The organism is Nonomuraea zeae, from assembly GCF_005889725.1.
In the GTDB taxonomy this organism is placed as follows: domain Bacteria; phylum Actinomycetota; class Actinomycetes; order Streptosporangiales; family Streptosporangiaceae; genus Nonomuraea; species Nonomuraea zeae.
In genome coordinates this window covers 1-17,188 of sequence record NZ_VCKX01000262.1, presented here as the reverse complement: position 1 = coordinate 17,188, position 17,188 = coordinate 1, and the positions used below count along the sequence as shown (strand labels likewise).

Sequence of the window (17,188 nt, the reverse complement as noted above, 5' to 3'; positions counted from 1 at the left end):
CGACCGGCCCGGCCGGCACGACCGGCAGCACCGGCACGACGGGCAACACGACGGGCAACACGGGCCCGACCGGCAACACGGGCACGACGGGAACCGCGGGGCCCGGGACGAACCGGCCGGGCGCGACCTCTCCGGCCACCGGCTTCCGGCGCACCCCGGACAAGCGCTACACCAGCTGCAAGGAGGCCGTGGCGGCCGGTGACGGCCCCTACTCCAAGGGCACGCACGAGGAATACTCCTGGTACGTGGACGTCGACGGCAACGGCGTGGCCTGCAACAGCGGCGACATCCGCTAGCCGAGCAGCTCCCCGACCCAGTCGATGGCGAAGTAGGCCAGGAAGATCAGCGAGACGATCCAGAGCAGCCACGGGATCTCCGCGAACCGCCCCTTGGCCGCCTTGATCAGCGTGTAGGAGATCACGCCCGCGCCCACCCCGTTCGTGATCGAGTACGTGAACGGCATCAGCGCGATCGTCAGGAACGCGGGCACGGCCAGGTCCAGGTCGTCCCACGGCACGTTCTTGCTCTGCATCATCATCAGCGCCCCGACCAGCACCAGCGCGGGCGCGGCAGCGGCGGCGGGCACCACCGCCGCCAGCGGCGTGAACAGCAGCGTCAGCCCCAGCAAGGCCCCGGTCACCACGCTGGCCAGGCCCGTACGCGCGCCCTCGCCGACACCGGCGGCCGACTCGACGAAGACGGTGTTCGCCGAGGCGCTCACCGAGCCGCCCACCATGCCCGCCACGCCGTCCACGGTCAGGATCCGGCCCAGCCTGGGCACCCGTCCCTGCGGGTCCACCAGCCCGGCCTCGTCGCTGACGCCGATGATCGTCCCCATCGCGTCGAAGAACCCGGACAGCACCAGCGTGAACAGCACCACGGCCGCCGTCAGCGCGCCCGCCCTGGCGAACCCGCCGAACAGGTCGAACGCGCCCACGAGCCCGAAGTGGGGGGCCGAGACCAGCGACTCCGGCACGCGCGGCGTCACCACGCCCCACGACTCCGGCGGGATGGTGGCCAGCGAGTTCACCAGGACGGCCAGGACCGCGGTGGCGGCGATGCTGATCAGGATGGCGGCCGGGGTCCTGCGGACGAACAGGACGATCATGAGCAGCAGGCCGAAGCAGAAGATCGCGACCGGCCAGCCCGTGAGATGCCCCGTCGCGCCGAGCTGCACGGGGGTGCCCGAGCCCGCCGCGACGAAACCGGCGTCCACCAGGCCGATCAGCGCGATGAACAGCCCGATCCCCACGCTGATGGCGTGTTTGAGCGCCAGGGGGATCGCGTTCATGATCAGCGTGCGCAGGCCGGTCACGGCCAGCACGATGATCACGAAGCCTTCCAGCACGACCAGGCCCATGGCCTGCGCCCACGTCATGTGGGGGGCGGCCTGGTAGGCGACGACGGCGTTCAGGCCGAGCCCGGCGGCCAGGCCGAAGGGGGCGTTGCCGACGAAGGCCATCAACAGCGTCGAGATCGCCGCGGCCAGCGCGGTGGAGGTCGTCAGCTCGGAGATCGACAGCCGGGCGCCGGTGACGTCCTTGGCCCCGGCCAGGATGATCGGGTTGAGCAGGATGATGTAGGCCATGGCCACGAACGTCGTGAGCCCGCCGCGGACCTCACGCCCGACGGTGGTCCCCCGCCCGGTGAGCTCGAAGAACCTGTCGAGCACCGCCATCCCCCCTGGTTGATCAAGGGGGAGTGCCGGGTGGCCTACCCGGCGGGGGACAAGATCACGCCTTCTCGTGGCGTCCGTGGCCGACCAGGCCGACGAACTCCTCGATCCCGATCCGCCCGTCGCCGTCACGGTCGGCGGACTTGATGAACGCCTCGATCTCGCTCTCGGCCGCGCCCTGACCGCCCAGCGCCTCGTTGGCCTGCCTGATCTCGTCGGCAGTCAGCAGGCCGTCGCCATCGGTGTCGAAGCGCCTGAACTCCGCCTCGGCCGCTTCACGCGCGCTTGCCATCGGATACCCCCTTGCCGGACCTTTTTCCGGACTGTTCTTCGAACAACGCGATATCTTCCGGCCTAATCGGAACGCGCGTCAACCGGAGCCCGGTCGCCGCGCGTACCGCGGCGGCGATGGCGGGGGTGGAGGAGAGGGTCGGCGGCTCGCCCGCGCCGCGCAACCCGTACGGAGCCGCCGGGTCTGGATTTTCCAGGATCTTCAGCGTCATGGGAGGCATGTCGAGGATGGTGGGGATGAGGTAGTCCGTGAACGACGGGTTCAGCACCTGGCCGTCGCGGATCTGGATCTCCTCCATGAGCGCCAGCCCGAGCCCCTGCGCCGAGCCGCCGTGGATCTGGCCTTCGAGCGCCTGCGGGTTCAGTATCCGGCCCACGTCCTGCACGGCCGCCAGCTCGACGACCTTGACCAGGCCCAGCTCGACGTCGACGTCCACGACCGCCCGGTGCACGCACAGGGCGAGCTGGGTGTGCGAGTCGCCCTGCCCGGTGTGCGGATCGAGCGGATAGGTGGGCCGGTGGCGGTACTCGCGGGTCTCCTCGATCGGCCCGTACGCCGCCAGCGCCTCGGCGGCGGGCAGCCCCTTGAACCGCTCCCGCACGGCCTCGCAGGCGGCCTTCACCGCGCCGCCGGTGACGTAGGACTGGCGGGAGGCCGACGATGACCCGGCCGAGCCGACCGCGGTGTCGGCGGTGGCCACGGTGACGTTCGCGATGCCGAGCTCGGTGCGGGCGATCTGGGCCTGGATCGTCACCAGGCCCTGGCCCACCTCGGCCGCCGCCGTGTGCACGGTGACGTGCGGCTCCCCGCCGACCAGCTCGGCCCGCACCCTGGCCGTGGAGTAGTCGTCGAAGCCCTCGGAGAAGCAGATGTTCTTGATCCCGACGCCGTAGCCGACGCCCCGGCGCACGGACTCGCCGTGGGTGGTCTGCGAGACGCCGCCGGGCAGCCCCCGCAGGTCCCGGTCCCGCGACGGCCCGGGCGCGGGCAGCGGCATGGCCTCGAGGTCGCGCAGCATCTCCGCGAGCGGGGCCGGGGTGTCGATCACCTGGCCGGTGATGAGGCTGGAGCCCTGCGAGACGGCGTTGCGCACCCGGATCTCGATCGGCGACAGGCCGCACGCCTCGGCCAGGCGGTCCATCTGCGACTCGTAGGCGTAGCAGGCCTGCACGGCCCCGAAACCGCGCATCGCGCCGCACGGCGGGTTGTTGGTGTAGACGCCGGTGGCGTCCACGCGCACGTTCGGCACCTCGTACGGGCCCACGCCGAGCGAGGCGGCGTTGCCGACCACGGCGGGGGAGGAGGAGCAGTACGCGCCGCCGTCCAGCAGGATGTCGGCCTTGACGTAGACGAGCCGGCCGTCGCGGGTGGCGCCGTGCTCGTAGCGCATCCAGGCCGGATGGCGGTGCACGTGGCCGAAGAACGACTCCTCGCGGCCGTAGACGATCTTCACGGGCCGGTTCAGCCGCAGGGCCAGCATGCAGGCGTGCACCTGCATCGACAGGTCCTCCCGGGCGCCGAACGCGCCGCCGACGCCCGACAGCGTCAGGCGCACCTTGTCGGGGGGCAGGCCGAGGCAGGGGGCGAGCTGGTCGCGGTCCACGTGCAGCCACTGGGTGGCGATGTAGAGGTCCACGCCGCCGTCCTCGGCGGGTACGGCCAGGCCGGACTCCGGGCCGAGGAAGGCCTGGTCCTGCATGCCGACCTCGTACTCGCCGGTGACGACGACCTCGGCCTCGAACGTGTCGCCGCGGCGTACCGGCTGGTGTCTCACGAAATGTTCGGACTTACGGGGATCAGTCACGGCTTCGCGGGGCTCGTACTCGACCACGATGGCCGCGGCGGCCCTGCGGGCCGTCTCCGGATGGTCGGCGGCCACCAGCGCCACCGGCTCCCCCTGGAAGCGGACCTCGTCGATGGCCAGCACCGGCTGGTCCTTGTGCTCCAGCCCGTAGAACTTCGCGCCCGGCACGTCCTCGTGCGTCATCACGGCCAGCACGCCCGCCATCTTGAGCGCGGGCCCCACGTCGATCGAGCGGATCCACGCGGCGGCGTACGGGCTGCGCAGCGTGACGCCCCACACCATGCCGTCGAGCCACAGGTCGGAGGCGTAGGCGAACTCGCCGGTCACCTTCAGCGTCCCGTCGGGCCGCCGCGCGCTCTCGCCGACGCCGTGCCCGGTGCTCTGCCCCGTGGTGGGGCCGGTGGTGGGGCCCGTGGTCGGGGTCGTGGTCGGGGTCGTGGTCGCCGTCTCCGTCATCTTCCGAGTAGAGCACCGCGCCCCGGGCCCGTCCTATGCGCCCGACGTGAAATCCCCGTCAGCGCTTGCCCTCGTAGGCTTGTATATTCCTCCAAGTGCGCATCTCTGACCTGCTGGCCATGGACGACCTGCGCCTGACCCTGCTCGCCGGCGACCCCGCCCGCGAGTTCAGCACCGTGCACATCACCGACCTGCCCGAGCCCGGGCGCTATCTGTCCGGCGGCGAGCTGGTGCTGTCCGGGATGATGTGGCGGCGGGCGCCGGAGGATTCGGCCAGGTTCGTGAGCGCGCTGATCGAGGCGGGGGTCGCCGCGCTCGGGGCCGGCCAGGCGTGGCTGGGGCACGTCCCGGCCGACCTGGTGGCCGCCTGCGCCGCCGCCGACCTGCCGCTGATCGAGGTGCCGACCGAGATCTCCTTCCGCACGCTGGCCGAGCTGGTCGTGCCGCGCCTGTCCGGCGACGTGCGCGACGCGCTGGGCCGCCACCGACGGCTGGTCGCGGCCATCGCCGAGGGCGCCGACCTGCGCGAGCTGTTCGAGCTGACCGCCGCGGAGCTGGGCGTCACCGGCGCGGTCCTGTCCGCGTCGGGCGAGGTGATCGTCGGCGCGGCCGAGGATCCCGTACGCCTGGCGAAGGCGTACCTGACGGCGGCGCGGCTGCCCGCGTACGTCGGCGACCACACGATCTTCGCGGTGGGCCGCGGGCACCGGGCCGCCGGCTGGGCCCTGGCCTGCGACGGCGACCTGATCAGCCGGGCCGACCTCGGTTACGAGCTGGCCGCCTGCGTCGGGCTGGAGCGCAGCCGGATGGAGGAGGGCCGCCGGGTCGAGCGCCGCCTGACCGAGCAGCTCATCATGGCCGCGCTGGCCGAGGACGACGCGGCCGAGCTCAACGCCAGGCTGCGGACGTGCGGGATCGACGCGGCGGAGCCGTACGCGATCGTGAACGCGACCGCCCCCAGGCCGGGCGCCACCCGCGGCCCCGACCCCGCCACGCTCGGCGGCCAGGTCGTGGAGGAGCTGCTCGGCCGCGAGGTGGTGGCGGCGGCCGGCGCCGACGGCGCGGTCGCCGTGGTGCCGCTGCGCCAGGGCGGCGCGGCCGAGCTGGCCGACCGCCTGCGCGCCGCCGCGGAGGTGCTCTCCGCGATGCCCGGCACCCGGCTCTGCATCGGGCTCAGCGGCGCGCTGACGGGGCCCGCCGCCGTCAAGGGCGGCGTGGAGGAGGCCGGGCACGCCAGACGCCTGGCCGAGGCCCGCGCGGGCGGGGTGGTGACCAGCGACGAGATCTACACCCACGCGCTGCTGCTGGCCACGGTGCCGGGGGACGTGCGCCGCTCGTTCGCGGCCAGGCTGCTGTCGCCGCTGCTCGACTACGACCGCCGGCACCAGTCCGAGCTGGTGCGCACGCTGGGGATCTTCCTCGACTGCGCCGGCTCGTGGAACGCCTGCGCCGAGCAGCTGCACGTGCACGTCAACACCGTCCGCTACCGCATCCGCAGGATCGAGGAGCTCACCGGCAGAAACCTGGCGACGATGGCCGACCGGGTCGACTTCTTCCTGGCGCTCAGGGACACCGGGACTCCCCGATAGCCCCGCTCACACCTCGCGGATGACCGCCGCCCCCCGCGCCTCGTGCACGGCGGCCTGCTCCTCCGCGAGCCGCCGCTCCCAGTGCGCGTAGCCGAGCCCGGCGCCGGCCACGACGGCATCCGTGACGTGCGAGAGCGCCTGATCGAGCTCGCCCAGCATCCGGTACGCCTGCGACAACCCGATCAGGCAGCGCAGTATCCCGATCCGGTTGCCGCCGGGCGCGTAGAGCTCCCTAGCCTTGAGCAGGTGGGGGACGGCTTCCGCCGGCTCGGCCAGGTCGATACAGGTCTCCCCGAGCCCGACGCGGATCTGCGCCTCGTGAAGCTGGTCGCCGACCTCGACGGCGTCGGCGAGGGCTTCGAGCAGCGCCTCCCTGGCCTTCTCCGGCCGCCCAGAGCCCCGGTGGGCGGTCCCCATGGCGGTCAGCGCGTACCGCACGCCGACGCGCGCGCCGATGCTCCTGGCCAGCACGAGCTGGCGCTCCGCCCAGGGGAGCGCGTCCTCGTAACGCAGCCCGGAGTTGTTGGCGCTGGCGAGATTGCCCAGCGCGCTCATCTCACCGAAGCGGTCGCCGAGCCGTCTGGCCAGCGCCAGCGCGGCCTGGAGGTGGACCAGGGCCTCGTCCGTGCGGCTGGTCATGCGCAGGGCGTTGGAGATGTGGGTGAGCGCGAGGTGCGCGCCCGGCTCGTCCCCGAGCCGCTCGCAGACCCGCAGGGCGAGGGTGTTGAGCGCGTGCATCTGCTCCATGTGGTAGTGCCGCTCCTGGTGCCAGACCAGGCCGAACGCGAGGTTGGCGCCGAGCCCCGCGATCGTGTCGTCGGCGGAGCCGAGCGCCTGACCGGCCGCCGCCGTCAGCACGGCCTCCTCGTCGCTCAGCCACGCCATCGCCTCCGCCGGCCCGCCGACCGCGTGCGGAACCGCGTCGACCGGCCGTGCCCGGTGGCTCCTGTGCGGGTCGGCGACGTGGCTGGCCAGGCGGGTGGAGGCGGCGTAGTACGACAGCACGCGGATGAGCGGCTCGCGGGAGTCGTCCGGCCGCAGCTCGGCGGCGAAGAGCCGGACGAGGTCGTGGAGCTGGTAGCGGCCGGACCCCGCGCGGTCCAGCAGGTGGGCGTCCACCAGCCGCTCCAGGGCCTGCTCCGCCTCGGGCGTGGACACTCCCAGCAGCGCGCCGGCCGCCTCCGCGGTCATCTCCGGCACGTGCAGCAGGCCCAGCAGGGACAGGGCGCGGGCGGCCCGCCGGTCCACGGGCCGCGAGCCGCGTTCGAGCGCCGTGTGGCTGGCGGTCAGGCTGGAGCGGACGGCGAGATCGCCCGCCGCCAGCTCGTGCAGGCGGCTCCGCTCGTCGCTCAGGCGCGTGGCCAGCGCCGCCACGCTCCAGTCCGGGCGGCCGGCCAGGCGTGCCCCGGCGATGCGCAGGGCCAGGGGGAGGCCGTCGCACAGGCGTACCAGCCTGGCCGTCTCTCTCTCGTCCGCCGTGATCCGGCCCGCGCCGGCCAGCTTGGCCAGCACGGTGGCCGACTCCGCGTGGGACATCCGCCCGAGCTCGAGCTGGAAGGAGTCCTCGCCCCAGCTCATGCTCTCCCGGCTGGTCACGAGCAGGGCGTTGCCGAACGGGGCGGCCAGCAGCGGCCGGATCTGCGCCAGGTCGGCGGCGTCGTCGAGCAGCGCCAGCACCCGGCGGTCGTGCAGGCGGCTTCGCCACATGGCCGCGGCCTCGTCGAGGTCGGCAGGCACTGTCTGGGGCGGCACGCCGAGCGCGCGCAGGAAGCGCCCGAGCACGTCGAGCGGGGTGAGAGCGGGCACGTCCGGCGTGGCGCCCCGGCAGTTCACGTAGAGCTGGCCGTCAGGGAAGCGCTCCCGCGCCGCGTGGGCGGCCCGGGCGGCCAGCGCGGACTTGCCGACGCCCGGCGGCCCCGTGACGATCACCAGCGGGCCGGGCGGGCCGCCGTCCCAGGGCGCCAGCCGCTCCTTCAGCCGGACGAGCTCCCGTGACCTGCCCACGAACTCCGCCAGCGGGCGGGGTAACTGGTGCGGCACGACGGGACGCTCGTCCGGGGCGGCCGCGTCGGCGCTCAGCACCATCTCCTGGCACCTGCGCAGGCCCTCTCCCGGCGACAGGCCCAGCTCCTGGGCGAGCAGGATCCTGCCCTCCTCGTACACCTCCAGCGCCTCCGCCCGGCGGCCGGAGTGGAACAGGGCCGTCATGAGCAGCTCGCGGGCGCGCTCGCGCAGCGGGTGGTGGCGGGTCAGGTCGCGCAGCTCCTCGGCCACCTCCTCGTGGCTGCCCAGCCGCAGCAGGCTCTCCGCGCGCTGCTCCAGGGCCGAGAGCTTGAGCTGCTCCAGGCGGGCGCGCTCCTTCTCCGCGAACGGCCCGGCCAGGCCGCTCAGCGCGGTGCCGCGCCACAGGGCCAGCGCCTGCTCCAGCCGGTGTGCGGCCTGGCGGTCGTCGCCGCCGCGCTGGGCGTCGCGAGCCTCCTCCAGCCACTCCGCGAACAGCAGCGCGTCCACCTGGCGAGGCTCCAGGCATAAGACGTAGCCGGCCGAGGAGCCCGCGAGCAGCAGCGACGGCGCCCGCCGCGGGCGATCGGGCTCGAAGAGGCGGCGCAGCCCGGCGATGTAGGTGTAGACGCTCTGCTCGGCGTTGCGGGGGGCGTCCTGGCCCCAGATCCCGACGACCAGCCGGTCCATGGGGACGGGGTGGCTCGCGCTCGCGGCGAGGATGGCGAGGGTGGTCTGCTGCCTGGCCGGGCCGAGATCGATGGGCTCTTCGGCGGCTCCGCGGCGGCGCTCGGCGGTCACGGCCCCGAGCAGGCGGATGGTGATTGCCTCGCTCATTCGGTCTCCCGGTTTCGACGACTACGGCAGCGTATTCAGAAACGCCGCCGGGAAAAGAGACCCGGGCTCACTGTAGATCGAATGTAGTCGGCCCCGATTAGAGTGGGGACCAGTGCGGGTTAGAGGGGGCAACACGGTGACGAGAGGGTTCCTCGTCGTCCTCAGCGGTATGTCTGCGGGGCACGGTGCGGTTTCGCGCCCTGGGCCGGGCGTGCGCCCCCTCCCGCCTTACGTCAGCAGCAGTGGCTGTAGTCCTGGTTCGAGTAGAGGGAAGACGTTTCGGCACCTGCGGCCGTAACATTACCTCCAACGGCCGCCACGACCGTGATCGCGGCGACCAATGCGGACAGGGCAATGCGCATTCGCATGGGGGTTCTCCCTCGCCTATGTGGGTTGCTCGGACTTCATCTTCTCAGGGAGCTACGGCTGTGACTACATCTGACCTGGTCGGACTCCGTATTAAGACGGTTCGGCGACAACGCGGCCTGTCGCAGGCACAGCTGGCCCATCCCGAGTTGTCGGACAGTTACGTCTCGTTGATCGAGAGTGGCAAGCGTACCCCGACTCCTGCGGTCCTGGAGTTGCTGGCTCAGAAACTGGACTGCTCGCTCTCTTATCTGATCAATGGCGTCACGGCCGAGCAGATGGAGGACATCGAGCTGGCCCTCGGCTACGCGCGGCTGGCCCTCGAAAACGGTGAGGTGAACGAGGCCCGCACCCGCTTCGCAGAGCTGCTGGCGAACAACAACCTGACAGGGTTGACCACGCTTCGTCAAGACACCGAATTCGGTCTGGCCCTCGCCGCCGAGGCGTGCGGCAACCTCAACGAGGCGATCTCCATCCTCCTCAAGCTGCACGGCGAGGAGCTGGCGCCCGAGCGCCGGATAGAGATCGCCATGGCGCTCTGCCGCGCCTACCTCAGCAGCGAGCGGCTGTCCGAGGCCGTCGAGGTGGGGGAGCGGATGCTGGTCGGCAACGGCCGCTTGCCCTGGACCGATCACCTCGTCGAGCTGGCCGCCACCCTGCTGTCGGCCTACCTGGAGCGCGGCGACCTGCTGCGGGCCCGCCAGTTCGCCGGCGAGCTGCTCAACGCCGCCGACGCGCTCGGCACGCCGCGCTCGATCGTGGCCGCCAACTGGATGGCCACCAACGTCGCCTCCTTCACCGGGCACGAGCAGGAGGCGCTGTCCTTCGCCGAGCGGGCCATGGCCGTGCAGCTGGAGAACGGCAACCCCCGGGGCATCGCCAGGATGCGCCTGGCGCTGCTGAGCCAGCGGCTCAGGGCCCGCCCCGCCGACGCTCCGGCGATCCGCGACGGGCTGCGGGCGGCGGTCGTGGAGTTCGAGCAGACCTCGACCAGCAACATCGACCGGGCTCGCGTCCACGTCGCGCTGGCCTGCGCCGAATACATGACGGGCAACCTCGATGAGGCCGTCGAGCACGCGACGATCGGCAAGAGCCTGCTCCCCGAGTTCGGCCACGTGCTGGGCGCCGAGGCCAACCTCCTGCTCGGCCGGGTCTACGGCGCCGTCGGGCGCTCCGCGGAGGCCGCCGAGCGCGGGGCGTCCGTGCGCGACTGGCTGACGCCGCTGCCCGACTCCCGGCGTTCGGCGTCCACCTGGTACGCCACGGCCGAGACCATCGAGCAGCTCGGTGACCTCGACGGCGCGGTGGAGGCGTACCAGCGGGCCGTGGCCTGCGTCGGCCTGTAGCGAGGTCCGGACCGGACAGTGGCGTCGGTAGCCTTGGGGGTGCCATGAAGAGATCCCCGCTCGCGGCCCTCACCGCGATTCTCGCCGCCCTGTTCGTGTTCGGCACCGCCGCCCCCGCGATGGCGCACGACACGCTCAAGAGCAGCAACCCGGCCAAGGGTGCCAAGATCAAGACCCTTGACGAGGTCAAGCTTGAGTTCAGCGCCAAGGTGCGCATGCCATTCGTCATCGTGCGCGGCGACGGTGACACCCAGCTCCAGAGCGGCAAGCCCGAAGTGGACGGCGCGGTGGTGACGCAGGCCGTCGGCGGGCCGCTGCCCGACGGGAAATACACGATCGCCTACCGGGTCGTGTCCTCCGACGGGCATCCGATCGAGGGCGAGATCCCGTTCAGGGTGGAGGGGGCGCCGGCGGCGTCCCCCAGCCCGAGCGAGAGCGGGCCGGAGAGCGGCGCGCCGGCCGAAGCCGGGTCGAGCGCCAGTCCGCCGGCCGGCCAGGCCGCGAGCCCGCCCGCTCAGGCCGGTGAGCAGAGCCTGGCGCCCGACCGGGCCGTGGCGGTCGAGGAGCCGGCGTTCCCCGTCTGGCTGATCATCGTGATCGGCGCGCTGGTCGGCGTCGGCATCGGCTTCCTGCTCAGCGCGCGGAAAAAGAAGCCATGACCAGGGCGGCGCGTCTCGCGCTCGCGGGAGCGGCGGCCGCCGTCCTCGCCCTGGTGATCGGCATGATCGCCGGAGGCAGGGCGTTCCCCAGGATCATCCCCGGCCTGCCCGACTCCGGCGCGATCGTCAGGTGGGGCCTGCCGCTGTCCAAGCTGCTCATGGACGTGGCCGGAGTGGCCACCGTCGGCCTGCTGCTGATGGCCGCCGTGCTGCTGCCCAACGACAAGGGCGTGCTCGGCAAGACCGCGACCCACTACGTCAAGGCCAGCTCGTGGGCCGCGCTGACCTGGGCGGGAGCGGCGTTCTTCGCCATCCTGTTCGGGGCCGCCGAGTCCTTCGGCCGGACCGTCCCCCAGATCCTCGAACGCACCATCCTGACCGGCTACGCCACCCAGACCACGCAGGGCGTGGCGCTGACGCTCGTGGTGCTGTTCGGGGTGGCGATCGCGCTGTTCTCGCGCGGCGCGATCACCGCGGGGGCCGCGGGCGGGCTGCTGGTGTTCGCACTGGCGACGCTGCTGCCCGCGCCGCTCACCGGGCACACCTCCTCCTCGCCCAACCACGATCTGGCCACCTCCTCGGTGTCGCTGCACCTGCTCGCGCTGGCCATGTGGGTGGGCGGCCTGGCCGTGCTGGCCCTGCACGCGATCCGCAAGCAGCCGCAGCTCGACGTGGCCGCGGCCCGGTTCTCCAGGCTGGCGCTGTGGTGCTACGCCGGGGTCGGGCTGTCCGGCGTGTTCAGCCTGGTCGCCCGGCTGGGCGCGGTGTCCGACCTGTGGACCTCCCAGTACGGCCTGCTGGCCGTCGCCAAGATCGTGGCGTTCGTGCTGCTCGGCTACGTCGGCTACTGGCACCGCCAGCGCACGCTGGCCGACCTGGAGGCGGGCCGCCCGCGGGCGTTCACCCGGCTGGCCGGCGGCGAGATGGTGCTCATGCTCGCCACCATCGGCGTGGCCGTGGCGCTGTCGCGCACCCCGCCGCCCGAGTTCAGCATCCCCGCCGACCGGGCCTTCGAGCTGCTCGGCTTCCCCCTTCCGCCGGAGCTCACGATCGCGAACGTGTTCTCCCTGTGGTGGTTCGACCTGTTCTTCGCCACGGTCGCCGGCGCCCTGGCCGGGCTCTACGCGCTCGGCGTGCGCCGGCTGCGGCAGCGCGGCGACTCCTGGCCGTGGGGGCGCACCGCCTCGTGGTTCGCGGGGGTGGCGCTGCTGGTGTTCGCCACGCAGAGCGGGCTGGCCCGCTACGCCAAGGTCATGTTCGACGTGCACATGATCGAGCACATGACGCTCTCCATGGTCGTGCCGATCTTCCTCGTCCTCGGCGGCCCGGTCACGCTGGCGCTGCGTGCGCTCAAGCCCGCGGCCAAGCGGGGCGACAGGGGGCCGCGCGAGTGGATCACCACGATCCTGCACAGCCGCTTCACCAAGGTCGTCACGCATCCCGTGATCGCCACCTCGATCTTCATCGCCTCGACGTACGCCCTCTACTTCACCCCGCTGTTCGAGTCGGCCATGCAGGAGCACCTGGGGCACATCTGGATGACCCTGCACTTCCTGATCAGCGGCTGCCTGTTCTTCTGGGTGATCATCGGCGTCGATCCGGGGCCGGACCGGCTGCCGCACGTCGGGCGGCTGCTGATGCTCTTCGTCACGATGCCGTTCCACGCCTTCTTCGGCATCGCGCTGATGATGATGGGCACGGTGATCGCGGCCGACTGGTACGAGCCGCTCGGGCGGTCCTGGGGAGACACGCTGCTGCAGACGCAGCAGGACGGCGGGGCGATCGCGTGGGGGTTCGGCGAGATCCCGACGCTCATCGTGCTGCTGGCCATCGCCGTGCAGTGGTACAAGGACGATGACCGGCAGGCCCGGCGCGCCGATCGGCGGGCTGACCGGACGGGCGCCGGAGATCCGGAGCTTGACTCCTACAACGCCTATCTCGCCCGTCTCAGCCGTGGTGACAAGGGCGAGTAGCGGTTCGGCCATGGCCTCCTATCTTCCCAGTACAAGTCTCTGAGCGGCCAGGTAGCCTTTCTCCCAGGGGAGACGGGCATAACCCCATTAGCTAGCGTGCGTGGTCCTTGAGGGGGGATTCGCACAGCGAGTGGGAGCGCCGGAGTGGGGACCGGCGTGGGCCCGGGGGCCGAGGAAGGCGAGAACCATTGTCGGAAGAGACACGGATGCGCGGGGGGCAGAGCCTGGCCGAGGCGCTGGAGAGCTATCTGGCCGAGTGGTCGGAGCGCACCGGGATCGCCGTCGAGACGTGGGCGCTGCCTGCCACCGACGTGCCCTCACGCGTTTCGAACGGGGTGATGGCGACGATGCGCGAGGCCTTGTCCAACGTTGAGCTGCACAGCAGGGCCAGGACCGTGTCCATCGCCGTGACGGTCGGCAAGAGCGGGCTGCGCATGACGGTCAGCGACAACGGTCAGGGTTTCCCCATGACGGGGACGGGACGTGGGATCGCCAGGATGCGGGCGGCGTTCGCGGAGATCGGCGGCAGCCTCTCCGTCAACAGCGTCCACGGAGAGGGCACGACGATCACCGGAGTGGTGCCGAGACAGCGGTGACAGGCTGGGCGCCGCGCCCGGTCACCGGGGAAGCCGGTGGCCGGGGCGCTGGGCGCCTGCGGGCTCAAGGGAGAGTGAGGATCTCGCTGCCGGTCTCCGTCACCACGATCGTGTGCTCGAACTGGGCCGTGCGCTTGCGGTCCTTGGTGACGGCCGTCCACTTGTCGGGCCAGATCTCATATTCGATCGTGCCCAGCGTCAGCATCGGCTCGATCGTGAACGTCATGCCCGGCACCAGCTCCACCCGCAGCGACGGGTCGTCGTAGTGGGGCACCATCAGGCCGGAGTGGAAGCTCGTGCCGATGCCGTGCCCGGTGAAGTCGCGCACCACGCCGTAGCCGAAGCGCTTGGCGTACGCCTCGATGACGCGGCCCACCACGTTGAGCTGCCGGCCGGGGGCGACGGCCTTGATCGCGCGCATCATCGACTCGCGGGTGCGCTCGACCAGCAGCCGCGACTCCTCGTCGACGTCGCCCACCAGGTAGGTCGCGTCCGTGTCGCCGTGGACGCCGCCGATGTAGGCGGTGATGTCGATGTTGACGATGTCACCGTCGCGCAGCACGGTGTCATCGGGGATGCCGTGGCAGATGACCTCGTTGATCGAGGTGCACAGCGACTTCGGGTAGCCCTTGTAGCCCAGGGTGCTGGGATAGGCGCCGTGGTCGATGAGGAACTCGTGGCCGATCCGGTCGAGCTCGTCGGTCGTGACGCCCGGCGCGACGTGCTTGCCGACCTCTTCGAGGGCCTGGGCGGCGATCCTGCCCGCCACGCGCATCCGCTCGATGATCTCGGGGCTCTTCACGTCGGACTCGCCGATCTTGGGGCGCTTCTTGCCGACGTACTCCGGCCGCTCGACGTGGGCGGGGACCTTCCGGATGGGCGAGACTCGCCCGGGCTGGAGCAGTGTCGTCATGAAACCTGAGTCTACGGGGCAGAATTGACCTCGTGAGCGAAGGCCAATGGTGGTTCTGTCTCAAGCACATGCGGGTCGAGCCCGACGCGGGCTGCCCTGACAAAGACCGCATGGGCCCCTACGAGTCCGAGCAGGAGGCGTCCGGGGCGCTGAAACGCGCCGCCGAACGCAACAAGGCATGGGATGAGGCCGACGGGGACGACGACTAGCCGCGCGCCGCGACGGCCTCAGGCCACGACGGCGTAGGCCCTGACGGGGAACGTCCCCATGCCGCTGACCATCGGCGGCGCGGCGTGGAAGCGGAAACCCTCGTCAGGCAGCGCGGCCAGCCCCGTCAGGTGCTCCACCAGCGGGATCCCCGCCTTCAGCAAGATCGAGTGGGCGGGGCGTTCGCCATGCGGCGGGGTGTCGTCGATGTTCAGGGAGTCGATCCCGACCAGCGCCGCCCCCTGCTCGGCCAGCCAGGCCGCCGACTCCGGCGCCAGGTAGGGGTGGCCGTGCTGGTAGGCGTCCGTCCCGAAGTGGCGGTCCCAGCCGGTGTGGATCAGTACGGCGCGCCCCCGCACGTCGAGGTCGCCGCCGATCCGCACCTCGCGCCCGGCGCCGGCCCGCACGACCAGTCCCGGCAGGTCGGCCAGCTTGTCCACCGGCACCTGGGACAGGTCGGGCCCGTCGGGGTAACGGTGGTGGGGCGTGTCCACGTAGGTGCCGGTGTTGGCGGCCAGCGTGATCACGCCGATGTGGAACTCCGTGCCTTCCGCGTACACCTTGCGCGAGTCCTCCCTGCTCAGGTGCACACCGAGGGTCGGACCCGGGACGCCGGGATAGGTGATCATGCCTTCGACGATGCGGTGGCTCAGCTCGACGATCACTTGGCCACCCCCACCCGGGCCAGCTTGACCAGGGCCACGACGCCGATGGCGGCCCACACCAGGTTGAGGCCGGCCGACGGCCAGGCGGAGCTGTGGGCGCTGTTCACCATCAGGCTGACCGAGCCGATGAGGTTGACGATCTGGTAGGCCTGCCCGTCCCCCTCCATCCTGGAGGTCGATACCAGGGCGTACCCGATCAGGAGCAGCGCGGCGCCGATCCAGCCGATGACGGCGAGGAGGAGATCCATAGCGCTATTGTCTTGATTTTCCGGTATAAAGCACAATTAAAGTTAGCTAAAGGATAGCGTAAGCTGATCTACATGGACATTGATCCTCGGCGGCTGCGGGTCCTGCACGAGGTCGCCCGCCGTGGAGGCGTGATGCGGGCCGCCGAGGCGCTGTACCTGACCCCCTCCGCCGTCTCCCAGCAGCTCGCCCAGCTCGAACGCGAGGTCGGGCTGGCGCTCATCGACCGCTCGCAGCGCAGCGTCTCCCTCACGCCGGCCGGGCGCGTGCTCGCCGGCTACGCCGAGCGCGTCGAGGAGGAGCTGGTCGAGGCCAAGCGCGAGCTCACCCGGTTCACCGAGCGGCTGGCCGGGCCCGTGCGCATCGCCGCCTTCCCCACGGTCATCTCGCACATCCTTGTCCCCGCCATGCGCGAGCTGGCCGAGCGCCATCCCAAGATCATTCCGATCATCCACGAGATCTACGGCCAGCCGGCCCTCCAGGAGCTGCGGCTCGGCTCGGTGGACGTGCTCATCACCGAGCAGGACATGAGCCTGCCCGCGCTGTCGCAGCCGTCGCTGGCCACGCGCCTGCTCTACGTGGACGAGTACCGCATCGTGCTGCCGCCCCACTGGCCCGATCCGCCGTGCACGGTCGCCGACCTGATGCAGCTGCCCTGGGTGGCCGGCGACCCCGGCCAGGCGTGCGGGCAGGCGCTGGAGCGGCTGGCGGGGCTGCACGGGTTCGAGCCGCGGAAAGTGCACGTCATCACGGAGTTCGGGCCCGCGCTGGCGCTGGTCGCGGCGGGTCACGGGGTGGCGATCGTCCCCTCGCTGGCGCTGCTGGACGTGCCGGAGGGCGAGGTGCGGGTGAGCGAGGTCCGCGACGTGGGCGCGCGCAGGCTGGACGCCGTCACGCGCGTCAGCCGTACGCGGTCGGGGGAGCCGGACCCCGTGCAGGCCGTGGTGATCGCGGCGATCGAGGAGGCCACGGCGGCGCTGCAGGCGTCGCTGCGCGCCCACCTCCCAGCTCCTGAGTCAGCTCCCGAGTCAGCCCCTGAATCCGCCCGGGAGCCTGCCCGCTCGCCCGTGCCCGAGCACGCTCGCGAGCCCGTGCCCGAGCCCGCCCGCAAGTCCCTGCCTGAGCATGCTCGCGAGCCCGTGCCCGAGCCCGCCCGCGAGTCCGTGCCTGAGGCCGTGCCCGAGTCGCCGGGGGGCTAGCTAGTCGGCCGGCTGGGGGCCGCTGACCTTGTCGAGCAGGCGGGCCAGGCGGGCGCGCAGGCCCTGGCGCCGTTCGACCTCGCCGGCCGCCGCGCTCACCAGGTGCTGGGCGCCGTCGAAGGTCACCAGGCCGCTGCTCGGCACGGCGATCGCGTCGTGCGCCAGGCCGGCCAGCTCCGGATCGCCGCCCTCGATCGCCAGGATCGTCGCCCCCGTACGCCGCGCGTCGTCCACGCGTTCGAGCAGCGGGATCGGCGCCTGTCGCTCGGACAGCACGAACAGCGTCTCGCCCCGCGCCGCCTGCTCCAGCCGTTCGAGGCCGACGCGCAGATGGGGCGGGGCGTCGGCGGGCGGCGTCCAGCGG

At 72.0% G+C, this 17,188-nt stretch carries 15 protein-coding genes and 1 pseudogene; 8 read left to right on the top strand and 8 right to left on the bottom strand.

From position 1 onward, the window contains the following. The coding region (locus tag ETD85_RS65120) for an excalibur calcium-binding domain-containing protein (protein ID WP_206059345.1) at nt 1-296 on the top strand (296 nt) is incomplete at its 5' end. On the opposite strand, the gene ETD85_RS48485 is transcribed toward ETD85_RS65120, so the two are convergent. Genes ETD85_RS48485 through ETD85_RS48475 form a run of 3 tightly spaced genes read right to left on the bottom strand, consistent with a single transcriptional unit; the run spans nt 293 to nt 4,227 of the window. Then, complete coding sequence (locus ETD85_RS48485) at nt 293-1,678, bottom strand: NCS2 family permease (RefSeq protein WP_138696628.1); 1,386 nt, start codon at nt 1,676-1,678, stop codon at nt 293-295. The genes ETD85_RS65120 and ETD85_RS48485 overlap by 4 nt on opposite strands. 55 nt (nt 1,679-1,733) lie before the next feature. Further along, nucleotides 1,734-1,967, bottom strand: a complete 234-nt coding sequence (locus ETD85_RS48480; RefSeq protein WP_138696627.1) for an EF-hand domain-containing protein — start codon at nt 1,965-1,967, stop codon at nt 1,734-1,736. Further along, nucleotides 1,951-4,227 (bottom strand): molybdopterin cofactor-binding domain-containing protein, encoded by a 2,277-nt coding sequence (locus ETD85_RS48475; protein ID WP_138696626.1) that lies wholly within the window; start codon nt 4,225-4,227, stop codon nt 1,951-1,953. Before ETD85_RS48475 ends, ETD85_RS48480 begins: the two co-directional genes overlap by 17 nt. Nucleotides 4,228-4,322: 95 nt before the next feature. Here ETD85_RS48475 and ETD85_RS48470 point away from each other — a divergent pair, with 95 nt between their 5' ends. Next, nucleotides 4,323-5,816 (top strand): PucR family transcriptional regulator, encoded by a 1,494-nt coding sequence (locus tag ETD85_RS48470; protein ID WP_138696625.1) that lies wholly within the window; start codon nt 4,323-4,325, stop codon nt 5,814-5,816. A 6-nt stretch (nt 5,817-5,822) separates the two neighbouring features. On the opposite strand, the gene ETD85_RS48465 is transcribed toward ETD85_RS48470, so the two are convergent. Beyond that, a complete protein-coding gene (locus ETD85_RS48465) occupies nt 5,823-8,654 on the bottom strand; it encodes an AfsR/SARP family transcriptional regulator (protein WP_138696624.1) in 2,832 nt (943 codons plus the stop codon). Nucleotides 8,655-9,040: 386 nt separating this feature from the next. Here ETD85_RS48465 and ETD85_RS48460 point away from each other — a divergent pair, with 386 nt between their 5' ends. The 4 genes from ETD85_RS48460 (at nt 9,041) to ETD85_RS48445 (ending at nt 13,594) form a co-directional block, all read left to right on the top strand. Continuing rightward, complete coding sequence (locus ETD85_RS48460) at nt 9,041-10,366, top strand: helix-turn-helix domain-containing protein (protein WP_240779924.1); 1,326 nt, start codon at nt 9,041-9,043, stop codon at nt 10,364-10,366. A 44-nt stretch (nt 10,367-10,410) separates the two neighbouring features. Beyond that, entirely contained in the window at nt 10,411-11,025 is a 615-nt protein-coding gene (locus ETD85_RS48455) for a copper resistance CopC family protein (protein WP_138696622.1), read from the top strand. After that, nucleotides 11,022-12,998, top strand: a complete 1,977-nt coding sequence (locus ETD85_RS48450; RefSeq protein ID WP_138696621.1) for a bifunctional copper resistance protein CopD/cytochrome c oxidase assembly protein — start codon at nt 11,022-11,024, stop codon at nt 12,996-12,998. Before ETD85_RS48455 ends, ETD85_RS48450 begins: the two co-directional genes overlap by 4 nt. Nucleotides 12,999-13,204: 206 nt before the next feature. Next, entirely contained in the window at nt 13,205-13,594 is a 390-nt protein-coding gene (locus ETD85_RS48445; RefSeq protein WP_138696620.1) for a sensor histidine kinase, read from the top strand. 64 nt (nt 13,595-13,658) lie between these two features. On the opposite strand, the gene map is transcribed toward ETD85_RS48445, so the two are convergent. Then, on the bottom strand, nt 13,659-14,507 hold the full coding sequence (gene map, locus ETD85_RS48440; RefSeq protein WP_138696619.1) for a type I methionyl aminopeptidase: 849 nt from the start codon (nt 14,505-14,507) through the stop codon (nt 13,659-13,661). A 32-nt stretch (nt 14,508-14,539) separates the two neighbouring features. Here map and ETD85_RS63825 point away from each other — a divergent pair, with 32 nt between their 5' ends. After that, nucleotides 14,540-14,716 carry a hypothetical protein gene (locus tag ETD85_RS63825; RefSeq protein WP_170247246.1) on the top strand — a complete coding sequence of 59 codons (177 nt, stop codon included), beginning with the start codon at nt 14,540-14,542 and terminating at the stop codon, nt 14,714-14,716. A gap of 18 nt (nt 14,717-14,734) precedes the next feature. Here ETD85_RS63825 and ETD85_RS48435 read toward each other — a convergent pair whose 3' ends face one another. Then, nucleotides 14,735-15,379, bottom strand: a complete 645-nt coding sequence (locus tag ETD85_RS48435; protein ID WP_138696618.1) for a cyclase family protein — start codon at nt 15,377-15,379, stop codon at nt 14,735-14,737. Beyond that, nucleotides 15,376-15,627: a CBU_0592 family membrane protein gene (locus ETD85_RS48430; protein ID WP_138696617.1), complete on the bottom strand. Its 252-nt coding sequence runs from the start codon at nt 15,625-15,627 to the stop codon at nt 15,376-15,378. The genes ETD85_RS48435 and ETD85_RS48430 overlap by 4 nt, the downstream gene beginning before the upstream one ends. 72 nt (nt 15,628-15,699) lie before the next feature. Between ETD85_RS48430 and ETD85_RS48425 the strand changes: the two genes are divergently transcribed. Then, the gene (locus ETD85_RS48425) at nt 15,700-16,824 is read left to right on the top strand and encodes a LysR substrate-binding domain-containing protein (RefSeq protein ID WP_240779923.1); all 1,125 of its coding nucleotides are present in this window, start codon (nt 15,700-15,702) and stop codon (nt 16,822-16,824) included. On the opposite strand, the pseudogene ETD85_RS48420 reads toward ETD85_RS48425, so the two are convergent. Next, nucleotides 16,825-17,188: pseudogene (locus ETD85_RS48420) on the bottom strand (hypothetical protein); the annotation flags it as partial.